Source organism: Phaeovibrio sulfidiphilus, from assembly GCF_014861485.1.
In the GTDB taxonomy this organism is placed as follows: domain Bacteria; phylum Pseudomonadota; class Alphaproteobacteria; order Rhodospirillales; family Rhodospirillaceae; genus Phaeovibrio; species Phaeovibrio sulfidiphilus.
This window is the reverse complement of record NZ_JACZHT010000007.1, coordinates 117,347-139,562: the sequence shown is the minus strand read 5'-3', so window position 1 is coordinate 139,562 and position 22,216 is coordinate 117,347. Positions and strand designations below refer to the sequence as shown.

The following is a 22,216-nucleotide window of genomic DNA, read 5'->3' as shown; positions in this document are numbered from 1 at the left end:
TCGTTCCGGTTCCAGTATGCTCTTTTGGCGGACACCGGAAAAGAGGCAAGATGAGCCGAAACAGAAATCCCGCGATCCCAAAAAAAATGCCCGTGACAGGGCGAGGGCGTGGACCGCACGCACAGCCACGCCGCCGGGGCACAACTGGCCACGCCCGCACGGCGGGCCGGAGACGTCATCAGAAATGGGGAAAGGGAAAGAATGCCCGCGTCAGATGGGGCACTGCGGGACACCGGGCTGCCCGGACTCCGGGTGGTCGGGGCACCTGGCGGTCAGGACACATGAACGGGGACTGGAACGGGGGAAGCCCCCCTGTTACCCCTGTCCGGTCCGGAAAAGCCTGTGCGCCTCGGGGGCAGCCAGACCAGAGCCCAACACGGGCCCGGTCGGCAGAACGGGCAGAAACGCCACTCGAGCCCGGTCGGCAGAACCGGCGCAAAACCCGGGGAGACCGGTCGTACAGAACCGGCCCGGGCGCCACCCCGGACGGGCGGCCGTGCCGAGGCAACCTCGCCCGAGGGCCGGTTGCCAACGGCAGGGGACGGACCGATCAGGCCGAGGCTTCCTCGCTCTGGCCCGGGGTCGGCGTGGAGGGGTCGCCCTTGCTCAGGCCCAGGGGGCGACGGCGCCGGGGCGTGCGCGGACGCGGCGGCGGAGACACGGGCTCGGGACTGGCGGCGGCAGCGGCCTCCTCGTCCGAAAGGGCCGAGAGCTCCACGATGGCCTCGGGTGCGGATCCGCCCGCATCCAGAGGCATCACGTACCCGCCCGGAGTGCCCTCGAACAGGTCGTCCGCGGCGTCAACGGCCGAAGCCAGCTCATTGCCGGGTTCCGGACCAAGGCGACCGTCGTCAGCCGGGGCGCCCATGCCGTCGTCATCATCACTCAGGGACTGGGACGCGGGAAGCTCGCCGGGCTTCACGTAGCGTCCGGCCAGCGCGTTCAGCACCCTCTGATAGTGGTCTGCGTGCTGGTGGCAGTTTTCCGCAAGGATCCGGTCGCCCTGGGCGGCAGCATCCCGGGCCATCGCGAGGTACTTCTCGACGAGCTGCTGGGCATTGCCCCGGACCCTTACGCCGGGCCCGTTGCTCTCGAAAACCTGATTGCGATTGGGAACCCGTTTTCCAGGCACGTTCCGGCTGCGCGGACGCCCGCGCGAATTGGCATTTTTCATGATCCCGTAAATTCTCCAGGATTGTCACATCTGCGGAAGACCCCGTGGCCCGCAGGACCGCCGGACATCGTCCAAACTTGTAAAGGACTGCATTCCGGACCTTCCGACCCCGAGGGCGGATCCGTTCCGGAACAGTGTCTGAAACCTGCGTCAGGCTGAAACCGGCCGGGGCACGGAAGTCACTGTTTGCCTGTTTCTTCAGGAGGTCAGACGGGACGTACGTGCGCCCCGCAAGAACCGGGAGCAAATAGCGCGGAACCCTGTTCCGCGTCCGTACACATAACGCCGGGAACACAAGGCCAGACCTCGTGCCCGTCTGAACCCAGAGTAAAGCTCCCGGGCTCGGGTTTCCAGCATTTTCTTATCGGGTAACTGTCTTTTTTCGCCTCCGGGGGAGCGCGGGGCGCGCCGTGCAATCAGAGCGCGGGGCGCGCCGTGCAATCAGAGCGCTCCCGGCGATACGGCCGATCCCGCCCCCCTTCCGCGGGCGACGGCGGTCCGCTCGCGACGGTCCCCGGGCGGAGCCCCGGGAAAACGCCGCGCCTAGGCTTTCTTCCCGGTCACGTCCACCGCGCGCATCAGCGAGGGCAGATCAATGGTCCCGGAGTACAGAAGCCGGAGCCCGTCCGCCAGCATGGACCGCATGGTCTGCTTGCGGGCAATGGCCCGGATGCGGGAGAACGGGGCGTTCTCCGTCAGAAGAGCATCGATTTCGGGGGTGATGCACAGAAGCTCGGTGATGGGAGCCCGGCCCCGATAACCCAGTTGCGCGCAGGCCTCGCAGCCCACCGCCCGCCACAGGGTGGGGGGGCGCTCCGGATCGAGCCCCAGAAGCGCGCACTCCTCCTCGCCCGCATAGTCCGCCTGGCGGCAGGACGGGCACAGGCGCCGGGCCAGCCTCTGGGAGAGGATGCCCGACAATGTCCCCGACAGAAGTCCGGGGGTGAGGCCAAAATCGATCAGGTGCGCGAGACCTCCGAACGCGTCATTCGCGTGCATGGCCGCATAGACCCGGTGCCCGGAGCGTGCTGCCCGGAAGGCCATGTCCGCCGTCAGGGAGTCCCGGATGTCGCCCACCAGGAGAACGTCCGGATCCTGGTGCAGCATGGTCCGGATCGCCTCGGGGAACCCGAAGCCGTCGGCCTCGCTGACCTGGGCCTGGCGCAGCAGGGGCAGATCGTACTCGACCGGATCCTCGACCGTGGCGATGGACAGCTCCGGGCTGCTCAGATCATCCATAAGCGCATAAAGGGTGGCGGTCTTGCCCGAACTCACAGGCCCCACCACCAGGAAAAGCCCGTCCGGGCGATGGGAGATGCGGCGCAGGCTGGCCAGAGTGTCCGGAGCAAACCCCAGGTGGTCCAGGGACAGGGGCGTGGCCGAGCGGTGCTGGATCCGCAGAACCACGTTCTCGCCGTGGACCGTCGGCACCACCGAGGCCCGGAAGTCCACCCGCCGGTAGGCCGCAGTCATGGAAAAGCGCCCGGACGCCGGAAGCCCCGGGGACATCCCGGGAAGAACGCCCGCCAGGCTCTTGATCCGGCGGACAATCGAGGGCCAGTAGCGCTTGTGGAAGGTCAGGGTCTGGACCAGAACGCCGTCAATTCTCTGGCGCACGCGCAGGAAGGCCCCGTCGGGCTCGAAGTGAATGTCCGAGGCCCGGCGGCGGACCGCATCGAACAGGAGCGCATCCACAAGGCGGACAATGGGGTCTCCGTGATGGCCGTCCGGATCGTGGAGCAACTCGCGTCCGCCCTCCCCGGCGGCCTCAAGGTCACGCAGGACACCGTCCACCGTCAGGGTGTGGCCGTAGAAATTCTTGATCGCCAGCAGGATATCCCGCTCGGAGTTGGCCGCGATGGGCTCGATCCGGGTTTCGCGACCGAAGGCAAGGCGGGCCTCGTCCATGGCCTTGCCGTCCCTGGGATTGACCATGGCAAGGCTGAGGACGCCGCCCTCGTAGCCCACCGGGAAGACGCCAAGCCGGCGGGCCATCTCCTCGGGAAGGGTGGCAATGGCCAGGGGATCGGGCAGGGTCCGCTCGGGATCAAAGGCCTCGCCGCCGCTGTTGTGGGCCAGAACCTCGTCCAGAGCCTGGGCCGTCAGGAAGCCCAGGTCCACGAGCACAGCGCCCAGCTCCTTGCCGGTCCGCCGCAGCTCGATCATGCCGATGCGCAACTGGTTGCGCGAGATCAGGCCCCCGGCAATGAGGATCTCCCCCAGCCGGGCGTTGCTGTCCAGAAGCTCGGCCTCCACCACAACCTCGGTGCTGCGGATCTCCGCAGGCGGGCCCGGGGGCGTCGTCCGGGCAACCGCACGCCCGGGTGACGCGGGGGCGGCCCGGGGTGCCGATACGGGCGCCGACAGGGGGGCGGATGCGGGCCCGGACGCGGGAGCCGGCGCGGAGACCGGGCGCGATCCTTCCGGCGGAGGAGCGACGGGCGCGCCCTTGGTTGCCAGGCGGATTTTCGGCACGTCAGGCTCCCGGAGACTCTCGTCCGGTGACGACACCCGGACACCGGGGAACGGCATCGGAGTGTGGGTCGTTCTCGGCCGGGACGAGGGGGACGGAAACGGAGAGGGTGAGCCGGGCGCTCCCGACGGAGCCGGACCCGCCGGCGGCGCAAAGGCGGCGGATACCCCCCGGGACTGGGCCGACCGGTCCACATCCCCCTGCCCCTCCGGGGTCGGACGGGCCCCGGCGGAGGGACCGGTGGACAGGGGTCCGGGAGCACGGCCATTGCCGCGGGCATCCCCGGTATTTCTTTCTTTCTCAAGGGCCTGAGCCGCCGACAGCACGGACCGCAGGGCATCAAGGCTGGGAGACCTGCCAGGAGCGGGCGATCCGCTGGAGGCCTCTGCCATCCGCTGGAGGGCGTCGGCGCCGTTGCGGGGGCGACCAGGAGCCTCCGGGGCTGCGGTGTCCGGCAGACGGGCAGCGCCGTTCGGGCCGGGGGGCACGCTTTGGTCACCGACGGCGCCGGCGGAACGCCCCTCGGGGCCGGGCGCATGGGATGCGCCCGCATCGGAGGACACTGCCTGCGGGGGCACGGCGGACGGGGCGTCCTGCCGCCATCCGTCCTGCGACACCGTATTGGCGGCCACGCCCGGAACCGGTCCGCCCTGGCGTCCGGGAGCCGCGTTGCGGAGCGCGGAAGCCGAGTTGCGGGACGCGGAAGCCGCGTTGCGGGGCGTCATTTTCAGCACACCCCGGCCGGACGGCAGGGGCGGAGGCCCGTCCGATGCCGGGGACCGGGCCCCTTGCGGGGCCGCACCGCCGGGCTCCGGGGTCCGTTCGGGAAGCAAAACAGGGGAGCGGCCCTCGCGAACGGGCAGAACTGCCGTGTCACCGTCCGGAGCTCCGGGGGCCACCAGCCGCTCACCCAGCGTGGGACGCTTCGGGCGCACGGGCGCGCCCTCCGGGGCGGAGGACCATTCCGCGCGCCCTTCCGACGCTCTGACAATCTCGGAGGCCGCGCGGCTCACTTCCCGCAGCAGGGCTTCCTCGTCGGAAGCCAGTTGATCGACCTCAATCTTTTTTGGCATGGCCCGGCAGCCCTCCGGAAACGGGAAATATGTGCAGCATTCCCCGACGACTCGCTGGAGTTACGATATTCCAAAAACAATCCAGTAGCAAAGCCGGTTTTCCCCGAATTCCACAGGAAAGCAGAAAACTGTGGAAAACTGCGGACAATGTCAGGAGCTTATATCGTGCTGGCACCCGGTTTTGCAGGGCCGATCCGTAGAATGGCAGACGGCCGGAGAACCGCAGCCGCCGGACCCGCCACCCGCCCGCGCCCCGGGATACCCGCCCGAACACACCGGGAGGCCCACGACCACGGCCATTTCAGGCAAAAAAAGCCGGACCCCGAAGGGTCCGGCCTGTATCCGGCAGTCCACCCGAAGCAGGCGCCGAGTGCGGTCAGTCCAGACGGCGCAGGTCGCGGACCCGCTGGGCCTTCCCGACCGAACGGGGCAGCTGGCCCGGCGCCAGGACAACAACCCGCGTCGTCACACCAATCATGGACTTGATGGAGTGCTGCAGCTGCTTGGCCATGTCCCCGTACTCGGTGGTCTCGACTCCCGGGCTGGCCTCGACCTCGACGGTGAGAGCGTCCAGGTTCCCCTCGCGCTGAAGCACCAGCTGGTAGTTCGGCGACAGGCCCGGGCGTCCGAGCATGACCGTCTCGATCTGGGACGGGAACACGTTCACGCCGCGGATGATCATCATGTCGTCGTTGCGGCCGGTCACCCGGTGGATCCGGGCGTGGGTGCGACCGCAGGCACAGGGCTCGACCTCGAGGCGGGTGATGTCACGGGTGCGGTAGCGGATCAGGGGGATGGCCTCGCGGGTCAGGTTGGTGATGACCAGCTCGCCCTCCTCCCCGGGAGGCAGAACCTCCATGGTCTCCGGGTCGATCACCTCCAGCAGGAAGTGATCCTCCCAGGCGTGCATGCCCGTGCGCTCGCGGCACTCGCCCGCAACACCCGGCCCGATGATTTCCGAAAGGCCGTACAGGTCATAGGCGGTGACGCCAAGGCGGGTCTCGATCTCGTCGCGGATCGCCTGGGACCAGAACTCCGCGCCACAGAAGGCCGTCCGAAGGGAGCCGGAGCGCAGGTCCACACCCCGGCGCTCGGCCTCCTCGGCCAGGTTGAGAAGGTAGGACGGCGTGCCGGCAATCACATCGGCCTCGAAATCCCGCAGAAGAAGGATCTGCTTTTCGGTGTTGCCGCCGCCCATGGGCACCACGGTGCAGCCCAGGTGCTCGGCGCCGTAGTGGTAGCCCAGACCGCCTGTGAACATGCCGTAACCGAAGGTGATGTGGAAAATCTGACCCGGCTCGACACCGCACGCCACATAGCAGCGGGCCATCATGCGGGCCCACAGGTCCAGGTCGGTTTTGGTGTGGCCCACCACGGTGGGGTGGCCGGTGGTGCCCGACGAGGTGTGCAGGCGCACCACCTGGGAGCGGGGCACCGCAAACAGCCCGAAGGGGTAGGCAAGGCGCATGTCGTTCTTGGTGGTGAACGGAAACACGCTGATGTCGTCCAGCGAGCGCAGGTCGGCCGGCGTCACACCCGCCGCATCGAACGACGCGCGGTAATGGGGGACGTTCTCGTAAACACGCCGGAGCACGTCCTGCAGCCGGGTGAACTGGAGCTCGCGCAGGGCGTCCCGGGACAGGGTTTCCATTTCCCGCTCGAACATCGGTGTGGTGGTCATGTTTTCGCGCCTTGAAGTGAAGAAAAGAAAAAACGGAGCGCCCCGAAGCGGCGCGCAGCCACTCAGTCCTTGCGCCGCAGATCCCGGACCCGCACGGCCTTGCCCTGGGAGCGGGGAATCTCGCCCGGACCCAGAACGATCACCCGCGTGGAGACCCCAACGATGGACTTGATCGAGTGGCGCATCTGCTTGGCCATGGCGCCGTAGTGGGCCGGATCGATCCCCGGGTTGGCCTCGACCTCGATGGTCAGGCTGTCCAGGTTGCCCTCGCGCTGCAAGACCAGCTGGTAGTGGGGCGAGAAGCCCTCGACGCCGATCATCACCGATTCCAGCTGGGACGGATAGACGTTCACGCCCCGGATAATCATCATGTCGTCGTTGCGACCCGCCACCCGGAGAATACGGGCGTGGGTCCGGCCGCAGGCGCAGGGCTCCACCGACAGGCGGGTGATGTCGCGCGTGCGGTAGCGGATCATGGGCAGGGCCTGCTTGGTCAGGGTGGTGATGACCAGCTCACCCTCCTCACCCGGAGGCAGGGGCTCCATGGTCTCGGAATCGATGACCTCGAACAGGAAGTGGTCCTCCCAGCCGTGCAGGCCGCACTGCTCGGTGCACTCCATGGCCACGCCCGGGCCCATGATCTCCGAGAGGCCGTAAATGTCGTAGGCGCGGATCCCGAGACGGGACTCCAGCTCCTGGCGCAGGGCCTGGGACCAGGGCTCGGCCCCGAAAATGCCGATCCGCAGCGGGCCGCCTCGCAGGTCCACGCCCTTTTTCTCGGCCTCCTCGGCGATATTGAGAACGTAGGACGGCGTGCCGCAGATGATCGTCGCGCCGAAATCCGAAATCAGGAGAACCTGCTTCTCCGTGTTTCCGCCGCTCATGGGAACCACGGCGCAGCCCAGGCGCTCGGCACCGTAGTGAGCGCCAAGGCCGCCGGTGAACAGGCCGTACCCGTAGGCAATGTGCGCGATATCGCGCTTCGTCGCCCCGGTGGCCACGAAACAGCGCGCCACAAGCTGGGCCCACACGTCCACGTCATCGCGGGTGTAGCCCACGACGGTCGGACGGCCGGTGGTCCCCGAGGACGCGTGCAGGCGCACCACGTCCTCCTGCGGGACGGCGAACATGTTGAACGGGTAGCCCACTCTCAGGTCGTTTTTCGTCGTGAACGGAAAGCGGGTGAGATCCTCGAGGGTGTTCAGGTCATCCGGCGTCACACCGAGAGCGTCAAACGCCTCACGATAGTGGGGAACGTTCCGGTAGGCCCGGTTCAGCGTCTCTTTCAGGCGCAGCAGCTGAAGATCGCGCAGCGCGCCGCGCGGCATGGTCTCGACCGCCTCGTCAAAGTAGGCGGGCTCGAATTTCTGGTGACGCATGGTCGGGCAGTCCTTGCAGAATCGTGGAAAACCTGAAGAAAATAGCCGGGGCTAATGCGGGTTTGAGAACCGGAGCGTCTGTGAATAGCGAACCTCGACCGAGAAAGCAATTTATCGTGCACATTTTGGCCAAAAAAGGCACGACCTGGGCAGTCGGCTGTCCGGCGGGAGCGACCGCCCGCAAGGACCGCGCCGGAGATTCGGGGCCGCCTCCCGCAGGACTGCGCTGACAGCGCCGGGCCGGACCGCACAGGACAGCCCGGAGCAGCGAGTCGGCGGCACCACGCCCGCCCTGTTCACCGCAGCGGGCCTTGACCGACCAGGGTTAAAACCTCGCGACAAACCGTTGTTTTACAATATTTTTTATTCACATCGCCACCACCTGGTCCAGCGCACATCCGGCAAGCCGGCCGGTTTCGGCTCCCGAAAGTCCCCCGTGGACAGGGGGCCGGGTATCCGGGCCGAACACCCCGGGGTTGAACCGGGGCGCAAACAGACCATTGGCGACCCCGCGCCCCCTCCGCACGGCACTCATTCCGGGTAAAAAATTACGGAAAAACAGGGGTCTGCCAGAGGGGGTTCATAGTACACCTGGACGTTGCGCCTAGACGTTGGTAGACTGGTTCAAAGGATGGGTATGAGACCCACCGAATGGCGATTCTACAGGAGGTCCGGATGAACCGTTTTCTGACGGGGTGTGCTGCGCTCGCCTTCTGCGGTGTTCTGGCCGGGGTCGGAGCGGTTTCCGCCTCCGCAGCCCAGGAACCAGCCGCAGGACAGGACAGCTTCTCCTTGAGCGTGCCCGTCGATATCACCGTGTCGGGCATCCGCCTTGGCCCGGCGCCGGACCCCGGGCAGGCCATCCAGGTCCGCGTCATGGACGACAGCGCCGCCAATCTGCGCCTGAAAGCATGGGTCGAGCAGGCCCTCTCCCTCCGTGGACTGAAGACCGGAGGACCGGAGGCCCCCCTGCTGCTGACCCTGGACACCTCGGGAAGCGTGCCCTCGCCCCTGCCGGAGCCGAACCGCACCCTGCCCGTGCTCCTTCACGGGCAGATGGGGGGAATGCGCGGCGAGGACGATGTCTCCGTGGGCCTGCGTCTTTACTCCAGCAACGAGGCGAGCGTCCTGGGCGGCCGGGCCACGGCCGAGCAGCCGGTCCGGGGCTCACCCGGACACAAAATTCACGCAACCCTGACCGACCGGGCCTCGAACCGCCAGGTCTGGACAGGAACGGCCGCCATCGGGGAGAACCACCTGGGCGACCAGGAAAAGCTCCTTCTGATGGCCCGCCCGCTTGCGGAGGAGGTGGGACAGGACAACCGCCACCACGTGATCACCGTTCCCTCGGGCCCCGTGGCCATGCCTCCGGAGACGGGCAGCCAGACTCCCGGACAGCAGACCGGTCCCTGACGGGACCGGGGGTATTGAGGAACGCCGGGCGGGGGAGCACCCCGCCCTTTTTTGTGCCGGATCCGGATCCCGTAGCGCCGGACCCGCTGTCTGGCCTGGGCTGGGCCCGGGTTGCCCGACCTCAGGGCGCGGCCATCCGCCGGGTGTAAGGGCCTCAGGGCTCGGTCATCTTGTCGCGCCAGTCGCGACAGGCGGAATCCGTCAGACCGTAATACAGGTTCGCGTACTTGAAGGAATCCCACTTCTGGCAGCGCACATACCGGTACTCCTCCGCCGTGCGGGAGAGACTCGAGGTGATCAGGGTCGAGGCAGGAATGGCACTGATGTAAAGGCACAGGACCGTGAATACGATCCCGTGGGCAAGCCGGGTCCGGGTGGCGCGAAGCCAGATGCCCCGAAGCGTCAGGTAGGCATGGATGGACAGAACCATCGGCGCCAGAACAAGGGAGACCACCTGGTCAGTGGGAATGACTAGGATGGGAGCCAGCGCGTCCAGCCCGCGGACCACCCGGATGATCATGATGATGGTGTCGACCATGAAAAACAGGCCCACACACTCCACCGCGAGGAACAGGAGATGTACGCGCCGCGTCAGGCGCCGGATCTTCGGAAGCGCTACGGGCTTGACCACCTCATTTACAACAATATGTCGTCGCACATCCAGCACCCGCATGACTGGAGGAGGCACCCATGCCCCCTTTCCCGGCTGAAACATATGGCTTCGTCCGCGGTTTCACCAGTCCCAATCGTCAGTTTGACGGACTCTGGTGGCAGTCCGGCGCCGCCCTACGATTTACACCAGATTTTCACCCGATGTGACACACATGTTCGCAACGGTGGTTTCCGGACGCATTTTCTGTCCCTCCCTCGCGCCCGGGCCGAGCCGGGCCGGGACCGCCTGCCCCGGCGGGCAGCCTCACCGGAAACGCGCGGAACACATCGGGCTGGATCCGGATCCGGGTCCGCAGCCGCAGGGAACGGTGCCGCCCCTGCTGGGAACGAGACCGGCCCCCGCGCCAAAATCCGCCAGGGCAGGCGCCGTGAGTCCCCCCCGAGCCCCCGGCGCGCCCGGGAGCGCGGAGCGGGGCCCTGTGCCGCCTCCGGCCCGGCCGGGCCCGCCCGTCCGCGATCAGGCGTCCAGGGCGGAAGCGGCCGGAGCCGAGGGGCCCGGGTGCCGGGCCTCGAGGACCGCCTTCAGATAGGCGCCGGTGTAGCTGTCCGGGCAGGCTGCGACCTCCTCCGGCGTGCCGCTCGCCACGATCCGTCCGCCCCCGGATCCCCCCTCGGGGCCCAGGTCGACGATGTGATCCGCCGTCTTGATGACCTCGAGATTGTGCTCGATCACCAGCACCGTGTTTCCCTGGTCCACAAGGGCATGCAGAACCTCAAGCAGCTTCCGGACGTCCTCGAAATGCAGGCCGGTCGTGGGCTCGTCCAGGATGTAGAGGGTCCGCCCGGTGGCCCGGCGGGACAGCTCCTTGGACAGCTTGATGCGCTGGGCCTCGCCGCCGGACAGGGTGGTCGCCCGCTGGCCAAGGCGGATGTAGGACAGGCCCACCCGGCACAGAAGCTCCATCTTGTCGCGGATCGAGGGCACCGCCGAGAAGAACGTGCGGGCCTCCTCCACGCTCATGTCCAGGACGTCCGCAATGGACTTGCCGCGGAAGGTGACCTCCAGGGTCTCGCGGTTGTAGCGGCGCCCCTTGCAGGCGTCACACTCCACGTAGACGTCGGGGAGGAAGTGCATCTCGATCTTGATCACCCCGTCCCCCTGGCAGGCCTCGCAGCGCCCCCCCTTCACGTTGAAGGAAAAGCGCCCGGGCTTGTAGCCCCTCGCCTTGGCCTCGGGAAGGCCGGCAAACCAGTCGCGAATGGCGGTGAAGGCCCCGGTGTAGGTGGCCGGGTTGGAGCGCGGCGTCCGCCCGATGGGGGACTGGTCGATGTCCACAATCTTGTCGATATGCTCGACGCCCTCGATGCGGTCGTGGGCGCCGGGGATCTCGCGGGCGCCGTGAAGGGACCGGGCGAGAGCCTTGTACAGGGTCTCGATCACCAAAGAGGACTTGCCCCCGCCGGACACGCCGGTCACGCAGGTGAAGGTGCCCAGCGGAATGTCCAGGTCCACGTTCTGGAGGTTGTTCTCCCGCGCGCCCCGGACGGAGAGGATCTTTCCGTTGCCCGTGCGCCGCTCGGCGGGCACGGGAATGCTCCGCGCCCCGGTCAGGTACTGGCCGGTGATGGAGCGGGGGTTGGCCATGACATCCGCGGGCGTGCCCTCGGCCACCACCTCGCCGCCATGGATGCCGGCACCCGGGCCCATGTCCACCAGATAGTCCGCGCTGCGGATGGCGTCCTCGTCGTGCTCCACAACAATGACGGTGTTGCCCAGGTCCCGCAGGTGGCGCAGCGTGCCCAGAAGTCGGTCGTTGTCCCGCTGGTGAAGCCCGATGGAGGGCTCGTCCAGAACGTAGAGGACACCCGTAAGCCCCGACCCGATCTGGGAGGCCAGCCGGATCCGCTGGCTCTCGCCGCCGGAGAGCGTGCCCGAGCCCCGGGCCAGGGTCAGATAGTCAAGCCCCACGTCGCCCAGGAACGTCAGGCGCTCGTTGATCTCGCGCAGGATGCGCCGGGCGATCTCCCGGTCCTTCTCACCGAGCTTTTCCTCGAGCGACTGGAACCAGGCCCGGGAGCGGGCCACCGGAAGCTCGGAAATTTCACCGATGTGCTGGCCCAGGATCCGCACGGCCAGGGCCTCGGGCTTCAGGCGGTAGCCGCCGCAGGCCTCGCACGGGGCGCTGGCCTGATAGCGGGAGAGCTCCTCACGCACCCAGCTGGAATCCGTGTCGCGCCAGCGCCTCTGGATGTTGGGAATGACCCCCTCGAAGGGCTTTTCCGTGCGGTACTGGCGCCGGCCGTCGTCCCAGGACAGGGGGATCGCCCGGGTGCCGGAGCCGTACAGGATGGTCTCGCGGACCTCCTCGGGCAGTTCCTTCCAGGGCGTGTCCACGTCCGCACCGAAGAACGCGGCAACAGACGCCAGCGCCTGCGCCCCCATGGTGGCGGGCATGGGACCGCTGCCCACCCAGGGGGCGACGGCGCCCTGGGCCAGGGTCTTCTCGGGATCGGGGACCACAAGGTCCGCATCAAAGTAGAGCCGCACCCCGAGCCCGTCGCACGAGGGACAGGCGCCGAACGGGTTGTTGAAGGAAAACAGGCGGGGCTCGATCTCGGCAATGGTGAACCCGCTCACCGGGCAGGCAAACCGGGTGGAAAACGTGGTGCGCTCGCCCGTGGTCGCGTCCTCGACGTAGACAAGCCCCTCGGACTCGGTCACGCCAAGGGCGGTCTCGAGGGAGTCCGCAAGACGGGTCTGGAGGCCGTCGCGCACAACAAGCCGGTCCACCACCACATCGATGTCGTGCTTGTAGGTCTTGCGAAGGGCGGGAACCTCGCTGATCTCCTGGATCTCGCCATCGATCTTCACCCGCGAGAAGCCCCGGCGGGCCAGCTCGGCCAGCTCCTTTCGGAACTCGCCCTTGCGCCCCCGGGCGATGGGCGCGAGCACGTAAAGCCGCGTGCCCTCCTCCATGGCCATGATCCGGTCCACCATCTGGGAGACCGTCTGGCTCTCGATGGGCAGGCCGGTCACCGGCGAGTGGGGCACCCCGACCCGCGCCCACAGAAGGCGCATGTAGTCGTGGATCTCGGTCACCGTGCCCACCGTGGAGCGCGGATTGCGGCTGGTGGTCTTCTGCTCGATGGAGATGGCCGGGGACAGGCCCTCGATGGCGTCCACGTCGGGCTTTTGCATCAGCTCGAGGAACTGGCGGGCGTAGGCGGAGAGAGACTCCACGTAGCGCCTCTGCCCCTCCGCATAGAGCGTGTCAAAGGCCAGGGACGACTTGCCCGAGCCGGACAGGCCCGTGATCACCACCAGCCGGTCACGCGGGAGCGAAACAGTGACATTCCTGAGGTTGTGCTCGCGCGCACCGCGCACGACAATTTCATTCTGGCTCATCGGGGACGCAAACACTCTGAGAAAGGGACGGGAAGCGCGAAAGAACAGCAGGCAGGACGCGCGGCACGGGAGCGGAGACGGACCATACCGCGCCCGGGCGCCAACGACAAACACCTACGCGCATGTGGGGTGCCCCACGAGGCAAAACAAGCGCAACCGCGTGACCCGCCCCGGACGCGGGCGGGAGCGGGAGCCCGGGCGCAGGCCCGGGAGGGTGTGGACAGTCGGGCGGCCTGTTGGCGGGCTCGCCCCGGCCAACGTGGCCCGCATGCGCTGCGCGGTGCGCGCGGGCGGGCAAACCCGGCCAGGGGGGCCTGACTCCGGCGGTATCGGGAAAAAGCGCACCCGCAGCGGCACGGGAAACGCCACGCCCTGCGAAAAAACCAAAGGGTTGTTCCGGTCGCGCGCCACACCATTTGGGGGCGACAAAAAAACGTGTTACGCTGCACCCATACTTTTGTCGCGCTTTTGCTTGGTCCCCAACACTCCGGAGCCCAGGAACTCACATCATGGCACGGTCCCGGTCCCGCCTGTGGTCCCGAAAGGGGCTCGCGTCCGTTCTGATCGCCTCCGCCGTTCTGTGCGGGGGCGCCTTTGCGGTGCGGGCAACCCTTGCGCCCTCCCTGCCCTTTCACCCGACCCGGGACATTGTCTCCACCCCCATGCGGATGGGCATGCCCTTCGAGGAGGTCCGCCTCCACACCGCCGACGGCGAGCGCCTGGGCGCCTGGTTCGTCCCGGCCCGAAGCGGGGCCGACACCCCGGTCGGGCGGCGGACACTTCTGTTCTGCCACGGCAACGCGGGCAACATCTCCCACCGGATCCAGAGCATCGCCCTCTTCAACGGGCTTGGGCTTGATGTCCTGATTTTCGACTACCGCGGCTTCGGGGAAAGCTCGGGAACCCCGTCGGTCCGGGGAACCGAGATGGACGCCCGCGCCGCCTGGGACTGGCTGGTGCGCGAGAAGGGCGTGAGCCCCGGGGACATCGTCATCTACGGACGCTCCCTGGGCGGGGGCGTGGCCGCGTCCCTGGCGGCCCGGGTCCAGCCCGGGGGCCTGATCCTGGACTCCACCTTCACGACGATCCAGGACGTGCTGGAAACCCTCTATCCCGGGGTGCCGGGACGGTTTTTCCTGCCTCAGGATTTCGACACCCCGAAGGCGCTGGAGAGCGTGAGCGTCCCCCTTCTGGTGTTTCACAGCACCGAGGATGAAACCGTCCCCTATGCCCTGGGACAGCGGCTCTTTGAGGGCTACGGGGGAGCGAACAAAACCCTCCGCCCCCTCAGGGGAGACCACAACACCGGGTTCCTGCAGGACATCGCAGCCTACCGCAGCGCCGTGCAGACGTATCTCGAGAGCCTGCCGTAACGGCGCCGCTCACCGCGCCCTGCCGAACGCCCGCCTGCCCGCCCCCTGCGACGGGGCCACAAGGCCGGCGCGAAACGGCCGGAGGCCGGCGCGAAACGACCTCAGCCCGAAATGCGGATGCGGAAGATTTCGGCCATTTTCTTCTCCCACTCCCCTGCCCTGCGGCCGGGAATCGGAAAGCGGATCAGCGGGCAGCGCATGTTGTTGGTCACAATGGTGAACAGCGCATCCCCCTTGGGCGGGGCCGTGATCTCGAACCCGGAGATATCCTCGAAGCCGAAGGCGATTCCCGCAACCGGCATGCTCTCCACGAACAGGACGGTCTTCTTCTTGCAGTCAAACCCCAGGTAACTTCTGTAGTTTGAGGAAAGAGCCTCCCACTCCTCGAGGATGAAAAGATCCTCCGCATCCTCGTAGCGGTAGGCGAGATGCATGATGCGACGGCGAAAGTGCACCGGCATATAGAGAAAAATGACGAGGCCCAGAACAAAAAACGCCACGCACAGCGCCAGCGGCAAAATGGAGAAGGCCAGAGAACTGTGGCCGGTACCAAAAAAAACCTGAAAGAGAGTCAGAAAGAAGTAGATGGTGACCGGAATCAGGCATGCGAGATAAACGGGCTTGGCGATCTGCCAGAACTTGAACAGCACGATGGCACTCCTATTCGAGGGCAGACCAGGCCGAAAAAAACACAGGCGCGCATGCGCAATGCCCCGACGATAAAAATTTGCCGCGTGTTTGTAAAGCGTCTCGCCTGCACGCCAGGCCGCTCACCGGCCGCCCCTCCCCTCCGTCACCGGCCGGCCCGGTCCGTCGGGCTCCGGTCCTGAAAGCGGCACCCCCGGCAGGCGCCCCCCGAATGCCCGAACCGCCGGACCCGGGCCCGGGGAAGGCTCCCCAGCCTGGCCCGATCCCGGGACGCTCCTGCCCCAACCGGACGCACGCCCGCGCACCGCAGCCCCGAACGCCCTAGCCGGACCAGAGGGTCCGGATTGCCGTGTCCTGACCGAACAGATACAGCAACGTGCGCAGGGCCTCGGCCCTTGGCCCCTCCAGATCAGGATCCGTTTCCAGAATCCGTTTCGCATCCGCCCGGGCCACCGACAGCAGCTCCGCCAGGTCCGGCATCCCGCCGGCCAGCCGGAACACGGGAAGACCGGTCTGGCGGACCCCCAGAACCTCGCCACCGCCGCGCAGGCGCAAATCCTCCTCGGCGATCAGGAACCCGTCGTCGGTGGTGCGCATGACCTCGAGACGGGCCCGCGCCACCGAGCCCAGAGGCGGCGCGTACACCAGAAGACAGGTCGAGCGCCCGGTCCCGCGCCCGATCCGGCCGCGCAGCTGGTGAAGCTGGGCCAGACCGAACCGCTCCGCATGCTCGACCACCATCACGGTGGCCTCCGGCACATTGACCCCCACCTCGATCACGGTGGTGGCCACAAGAATGTCGAGGGAGCCGCTCGAGAACCCGGCCATGACCGCGTCGCGCTCCGGGCCTTTCATGCGCCCGTGGACAAGCCCCACCCGCTCCCCGAACCGGCTGCGAAGCTGCTCGAAGCGCTGGTCCGCCGCCGCCAGGTCCAGGGTTTCGGACTCCTCGATCAGCGGACAGACCCAGTAGACCCGGTTGCCCCCCTGGATGGCCCGGCCGATGGCGGAGAAGATGTCCTCCAGCCGATCCACCGGAAGCACCCGGGTGTCCGGAACCTCGCGCCCCGGGGGCTTCTCGTCGATCCGGGAGACATCCATGTCGCCGTAATGGGTCAGGGTCAGGGTCCGGGGGATGGGGGTTGCCGTCATGACCAGCACGTCAACGGCATGATCCGCCTTCGAGGACAGGGCCAGACGCTGGTGCACCCCGAAGCGGTGCTGCTCGTCGATGACCACCAGCCCCAGATCATGGAACTGGACGCCGTCCTGGAACAGGGCGTGGGTTCCCACCACAAGGGGCAGCGCCCCGGAGGCAAGAGCCGCCAGCACGCGCTCCCGCTCGCGCCCCTTGTCCCGGCCGCTCAGCAGGGCGATCTCGACCCCGGCGGCGGCGCAGGCCGGTCGAAGGGTCTCCAGGTGCTGGCGGGCCAGAAGGTCCGTCGGAGCCATCAGGGCGGCCTGGGCCCCGTTCTCCACCGCGGTCAACAGGGCGAGAAGCGCAACGACCGTCTTGCCGCTGCCCACATCCCCCTGGAGAAGGCGCAGCATGGCGCTCTCCGAGGCCATGTCCGCATCGATCTCCTGAAGCGTGCGGGCCTGGGCCCCGGTCAGCGTGAAGCCCACATGAGCCAGCGCGGGCGCCCGAAGCGTGTTGTCCGCAACCAGGGAGCGTCCCCGGCGACGGCGGAAGCGCCGGCGCACGAGAAGCAGAGCCAGCTGTCCCGCAAGCAGTTCGTCGAACGCCAGGCGACGGCGGGCGGGATCCTCGGGCTGCAGAGCATCCGGGGTTTCGGGCCGATGGACCCGCCTCAGGGCCTCGGTCCAGGTTGGCCAGCCCTCCCGGGCCACAAGGGTCGGGTCCAGCCACTCGGGCAGGTCGGGAAGGCTTTCCAGGATCTGGTCCACCAGCTTTTCCAGGGCCCGGCCGCTCACCCCGGCGGCCAGCGGATAGACGGGCTCCACCCGGTCCAGGGTCGCCGCCTGCTCCAAAGGCAGGACATGGGACGGGTGCACCATCTGGCGGCGCCCGTCGAACACCTCGATCTTTCCCGACACGATCCGGCGCGCGCCCACGGGCAGCATGTCCCGGATCCAGGTCTCGCGGGCACGGAACCAGACAAGCTGCACCTCGCCCGTGCTGTCCGAAACCAGAACCCGATAGGGACGGGAGCGGCTGGCGGGCGGGAAATGGGCCTCCACCTGCACATCCAGGGTCACGATCGCTCCGGGCGGGGCGTCCGCAACGCTCGGGCGGAAGCGCCGATCCACCAGCCCCGTGGGCAGGTGCCACAGCGCATCCAGCGCCACCGTGCCCCCCAGAAGCCGCTCCAGCGCGGCGGACAGGGCCTTGCCCACCCCCCGAAAGGAGTCAAACGGACGAAACAGCGGGTCAAGGGATGACGGCCTCATGAGCGGTCTCCGCAGACCCCGACACATGGTACCGGGCCCGCGGGGACGAAAGAGGCACGCAGCGGGTCGACAAGCCTCGGGCGCGCACACGCCGGGGCAACCGCCGTCCGCCCGTCAGGCCCCGCGGTGGCGGAGCCGGCAGCTCCCCCCGCCAGAGGCGAGAGGCTCCGGACCCGAAGACCGCACCGCACTGCCACCGGAGCCGGACGACGCCCCTGTTTCCAAAGGCCACACGCGGCAGCCGGGCGCCGGCCTCGATCGCGGCCCCCATTGTCAACAGCTTCGGACATCCCCATAATCACTCTCCCGATTGACCGGACACCCGGCCCCGCGCCCCGACCGGGCCGCCTGACACCCGACCGGCCGACACCCGGAGCGCCAAATCCCCCGCGGCCCCATGATGGCGGTTTTTCCGGCGGCCAACAAGCACCGCCACGGCAGAATATTCGTTTAAATACAGGGAAAAGCCTATTAAAGTCGGGGCCAGAACGTTTTTTTCGCGCGGAGTCCCCCATGCCCGATCTCGCCAGCCTGACTGACCGACAAAAGCAGATGCTCTACCGTGCCCAGCACCGGGGCACCAAGGAGGCGGATATTTTCATCGGCACCTTTGCCGAGAGACGAATCGCCGACATGACCCCCGAGCAGCTTGACCGCTTCGAGACCCTTCTCGACGAGGACGATATGGACATCATGAACTGGATCCTGTCGCGCGCCCCCACGCCCGCGCAGTTCCAGAACGATGTCATGGCCCTTCTCCAGACCTTCAGACTGAAAACCTAGACCTTGCCCCGGACCGACCCCATGACGACCGCCCTTGCGGCGGCTCTTGCTCCCGGACGCGTGCGGCTGTGCGGCCTTCCCGCCGGCCCCGACGCCCTGTTTCTCGCGCGCCTGGCCTCGGAAAACCCGCACACGCCGGTTTTGCACGTGGCCCGCGACGACGTGTGCCTTGCCCGCCTGGCCGCCCAGGCCCGCTTTTTCCGTCCGGACCTCGAGGTTCTCGAGTTCCCGGCCTGGGATACGGTCCCCTATGACCGGGTGTCCCCCAACAGCGAGATCGTGGCCACCCGGCTCGCCACCCTGTGCCGCCTGATCGACACGCAAACAGACCCGGCCCACCGCGGCGCACAGCTGGTGATCACCACCGTCTCCGCCATTCTCCAGCGCCTTCCCCCACGGGAGAGCCTGGCCGGGCGGACCTTTGCCATGCGCACCGGCACGCGCCTGGATCTGGACGCACTGATCGCGTTCCTGACCCGCAACGGCTATGTCCGCTCGGAGCAGGTCATGGAGCCCGGAGAGTTCGCCGTCCGGGGCGGGCTGATCGACCTGTTCGCCCCCGGGTATGACGAGCCCTTCCGCCTGGACCTGTTCGGCGACGAGCTCGACAGCCTGCGCACGTTCGATCCCCTCAGCCAGCGCACCAGCGGCACCCGCAAGGATCTGGTCTTGCGCCCCATGAGCGAGGTGCTTCTGGACGACAGCGCCATCCGCCGCTTCCGCTCGCGCTACCGGGAGCTGTTCGGGGCACCGCGGGCCGATGACCGGCTCTACGAGTCCGTCTCCGAGGGCCGCACGGAACTGGGCATGGAGCACTGGCTGCCCCTGTTCCACGAGGGCATGGACACGCTCTTTGCCTATCTTCCGGACGCCGCGGTCACTCTGGACCACGACACGGACGCCGCCATCAGCGCCCGCATGGACCTGATTTTCGAGTACTTCGAGGCGCGCACCCTGCTGGCCAGCCCGGACCGGACGACAAAAGGCAGCGACGACCCCACGCCCCCCTACAATCCGGTGCCCCCGCTCCAGATGTTCCTGGACCGGGAGGAGTTCGACCGCCACGTGAACGCCCGCGCGGGCGGACAGTTCTCGCCCTTCGCCGCCGCAGACTTTGCCGGAGCCGGGAACATCGCCGATGCGGGCGGAAAAACCGGCCATGATTTCGCCGATGTCCGGGCCCGCCCCGGGGAAAACGTCTATGAGGCCGTTCGGGACCACGTGCAGGCTCTCCTGAAGGCCGGAACCCGGGTCAGCCTGGCGGCGACCTCCCTCGTGTCCCGGGACCGCCTTGCGGGCCTGCTGCGCGAGCACGGCCTCGAGACCCTCACCGGAGTGGACACCTGGCAGGAGGCCACGGACGCCGGTCCCGCCCAGGCCGCCATCTTCACCCTGCCGGTGGAGCGGGGCTTCGAGCTTCCCGGCCTTGCCCTGATCAGCGAGACCGACATCCTGGGGGACCGCATGGCGCGGCCCGTGCGCAAGAAGCGCCTGGGGGACAAGTTCATCCCGGACATCTCGGCCCTGACCGAGGGTGACCTTGTGGTCCACGCCGAGCACGGCATCGGCCAGTACGACGGACTCGACACCCTGGACGTGGCCGGAGCCCCCCACGACTGCCTGCGCCTGATCTATGCGGACAACAACCGCCTCTATGTTCCCGTTGAGAACATCGATGTGCTGACCCGCTACGGCTCCGAGCAGACCGGTGTCCAGCTGGACAAGCTCGGTGGCGGGGCCTGGCAGGCGCGAAAGGCCAAGCTCAAGCAGCGCATTCGCGACATGGCCGAGAAGCTCATGCAGGTCGCCGCCCTGCGCACCTTGCGAAAAGGGGTGGTGGTGGCTCCGCCCGAGGGCCTCTACGACGAGTTCGCGGCCCGCTTTGCGTTTGCGGAAACCGACGACCAGCTCCGGGCCATCCACGACACCCTGGATGACCTGGCCTCGGGCCGCCCCATGGACCGGCTGGTGTGCGGGGACGTGGGCTTCGGCAAGACCGAGGTCGCCCTGCGCGCCGCCTTTGCCGCGGTCATGGGCGGTGTCCAGGTGGCCGTCGTGGTGCCCACAACCCTTCTTGCCCGCCAGCACTACCTGAACTTCTGCCACCGGTTCGAGGGCCTGCCCGTGCGCATCGCCCAGCTGTCCCGGCTGACAACCCCGCGGGAGGCAAAGGCCTGCAAGGAGGAGATGGCCAAGGGCTCGGTGGATATCGTGATCGGCACCCATGCGCTTTTGGCCAAGAGCGTGGAGTTCCGGAACCTGGGCCTTCTGATCATCGACGAGGAGCAGCACTTCGGCGTCTCCCACAAGGAGCGGCTCAAGCAGCTGCGGGCGGACGTGCACGTCCTGACCCTGACCGCCACCCCCATTCCCCGGACGCTCCAGCTCGCGCTGACCGGCGTGCGGGAGATGAGCCTGATTGCCACGCCTCCGGTGGACCGTCTGGCCGTGCGGACCTTCATCCTGCCCACGGATCCGGTGGTCATCCGCGAGGCCCTCCTGCGCGAGCGCTACCGGGGCGGCCAGTCCTTCTACGTCTGCCCCCGCCTGCGGGACATCGATCCCCTGGTGCACCGGCTGTCCACCCTGGTGCCCGACCTGCGGGTCGCGGTCGCCCACGGACAGATGCCCGCCTCCCGGCTGGAGGAGGTCATGACCGCCTTCTCCGAGGGTGAGTATGACATCCTGGTGGCCACCAACATCATCGAGAGCGGCCTCGACATTCCCCGGGTGAACACCATCATCATCCACCGGGCGGACATGTTCGGCCTGGCCCAGCTCTACCAGCTTCGGGGCCGCGTGGGCCGCTCCCGCACCCGGGGCTACGCCTATCTCACGGTTCCGCCGGACCGCCCCCTGACCAAAACCGCGAACCGGCGCCTCGAGATCATGGGCACCCTGGACACCCTGGGGGCGGGCTTCACCCTGGCCAGCCACGACCTGGACATCCGGGGCGCGGGGAACCTTCTGGGGGACGAGCAGTCCGGCCACATACGCGAGGTCGGCATCGAGCTTTACCAGCAGATGCTGGAGGAAGCCGTCGCCGCCGCCCGCGACGGGGCAGACACCGCAGCCGAGAGCGACTGGAGCCCCCAGATCCAGCTGGGCACCCCGATCCTGATCCCGGAAGCCTACATCGCGGACCTGGGCCTGCGCCTGTCCTTCTACCGCCGGATTGCCGGGGTCGCGGACGAGACCGAGATCGAGGACCTGGCCGGCGAGATGCTGGACCGCTTCGGCCCCCTGCCGGCGGAGGTGGACAACCTCCTCCAGGTGGTGACGCTGAAGATCCTGTGCCGCCGGGCCAACGTGGAGAAGCTGGACGCGGGCCCCAAGGGCGCCGTCCTCGGGTTCCGGGAGAACTTCTTCCCCAACCCCGCCGGACTGGTCCGCTTTATCGGGCAGAACCTGGCCACAGCGAAACTGCGCCCCGACCACCGCCTGGTGATCCAGCGGCGCTGGGAGACGCCGAAGGACCGGCTGACTGGCCTGCGCGCCCTCATGCTGACACTCTCGGAGATCGCCCGGGAAGCGGCGCCGGAGCCGCCCGCACGCCAGAAGTAGGGGAAACCGGCGGCGGGGGGACAGGACCACCGCCGCGGGCCCCGAAGCAAACGGAGGCCCCGCGCGAGGCCAAAAAAAACGGGGGCCCGAACGGATCGGACCCCCGCACCTCATTTCACAACACGATCACCCGACCGGCCGCCGGATCCCGCTGTGGTCCCAACGTTGGGACGACACAGCCACCGGCTGCCACCGGCCCGGCGCGGGCCCTTGCACCCACGCCGG

General features: G+C 68.0%; 12 protein-coding genes. 4 read left to right on the top strand and 8 right to left on the bottom strand.

The window, feature by feature from the left end:
* Window positions 1-550: 550 nt before the first annotated feature.
* From IHV25_RS10680 to IHV25_RS09250, 4 genes are all read right to left on the bottom strand, one after another.
* Window positions 551-1,174 carry a DUF4167 domain-containing protein gene (locus IHV25_RS10680; RefSeq protein WP_338048622.1) on the bottom strand — a complete coding sequence of 208 codons (624 nt, stop codon included), beginning with the start codon at window positions 1,172-1,174 and terminating at the stop codon, window positions 551-553.
* Window positions 1,175-1,717: 543 nt separating this feature from the next.
* Complete coding sequence (locus IHV25_RS09260; protein ID WP_192534845.1) at window positions 1,718-4,720, bottom strand: GspE/PulE family protein; 3,003 nt, start codon at window positions 4,718-4,720, stop codon at window positions 1,718-1,720.
* A gap of 376 nt (window positions 4,721-5,096) precedes the next feature.
* Window positions 5,097-6,401, bottom strand: a complete 1,305-nt coding sequence (locus tag IHV25_RS09255; RefSeq protein ID WP_192534844.1) for a phenylacetate--CoA ligase family protein — start codon at window positions 6,399-6,401, stop codon at window positions 5,097-5,099.
* 62 nt (window positions 6,402-6,463) lie between these two features.
* The gene (locus tag IHV25_RS09250; RefSeq protein WP_192534843.1) at window positions 6,464-7,780 is read right to left on the bottom strand and encodes a phenylacetate--CoA ligase family protein; all 1,317 of its coding nucleotides are present in this window, start codon (window positions 7,778-7,780) and stop codon (window positions 6,464-6,466) included.
* 675 nt (window positions 7,781-8,455) lie between these two features.
* Between IHV25_RS09250 and IHV25_RS09245 the strand changes: the two genes are divergently transcribed.
* Window positions 8,456-9,193 (top strand): hypothetical protein, encoded by a 738-nt coding sequence (locus tag IHV25_RS09245; RefSeq protein WP_192534842.1) that lies wholly within the window; start codon window positions 8,456-8,458, stop codon window positions 9,191-9,193.
* A 154-nt stretch (window positions 9,194-9,347) separates the two neighbouring features.
* Here the strand turns inward: IHV25_RS09245 and IHV25_RS09240 are convergent, their stop codons facing one another.
* Both IHV25_RS09240 and uvrA read right to left on the bottom strand, forming a co-directional pair.
* A complete protein-coding gene (locus IHV25_RS09240; RefSeq protein WP_192534841.1) occupies window positions 9,348-9,881 on the bottom strand; it encodes a hypothetical protein in 534 nt (177 codons plus the stop codon).
* A 441-nt stretch (window positions 9,882-10,322) separates the two neighbouring features.
* Window positions 10,323-13,211: an excinuclease ABC subunit UvrA gene (gene uvrA / locus IHV25_RS09235; RefSeq protein WP_192534840.1), complete on the bottom strand. Its 2,889-nt coding sequence runs from the start codon at window positions 13,209-13,211 to the stop codon at window positions 10,323-10,325.
* A 509-nt stretch (window positions 13,212-13,720) separates the two neighbouring features.
* On the opposite strand from uvrA, the gene IHV25_RS09230 reads away from it, so the two are divergent.
* Window positions 13,721-14,584 carry an alpha/beta hydrolase gene (locus IHV25_RS09230; protein WP_192534839.1) on the top strand — a complete coding sequence of 288 codons (864 nt, stop codon included), beginning with the start codon at window positions 13,721-13,723 and terminating at the stop codon, window positions 14,582-14,584.
* A 101-nt stretch (window positions 14,585-14,685) separates the two neighbouring features.
* Here IHV25_RS09230 and IHV25_RS09225 read toward each other — a convergent pair whose 3' ends face one another.
* Window positions 14,686-15,234: a hypothetical protein gene (locus IHV25_RS09225; RefSeq protein ID WP_192534838.1), complete on the bottom strand. Its 549-nt coding sequence runs from the start codon at window positions 15,232-15,234 to the stop codon at window positions 14,686-14,688.
* Window positions 15,235-15,553: 319 nt separating this feature from the next.
* Window positions 15,554-17,644, bottom strand: a complete 2,091-nt coding sequence (gene recG / locus IHV25_RS09220; RefSeq protein ID WP_192534837.1) for an ATP-dependent DNA helicase RecG — start codon at window positions 17,642-17,644, stop codon at window positions 15,554-15,556.
* A gap of 513 nt (window positions 17,645-18,157) precedes the next feature.
* Here recG and IHV25_RS09215 point away from each other — a divergent pair.
* Entirely contained in the window at window positions 18,158-18,427 is a 270-nt protein-coding gene (locus IHV25_RS09215) for a succinate dehydrogenase assembly factor 2 (RefSeq protein ID WP_192534836.1), read from the top strand.
* Between the two features lie 21 nt (window positions 18,428-18,448).
* Window positions 18,449-21,991 carry a transcription-repair coupling factor gene (gene mfd, locus IHV25_RS09210; RefSeq protein WP_192534835.1) on the top strand — a complete coding sequence of 1,181 codons (3,543 nt, stop codon included), beginning with the start codon at window positions 18,449-18,451 and terminating at the stop codon, window positions 21,989-21,991.
* Window positions 21,992-22,216 lie beyond the last annotated feature (225 nt).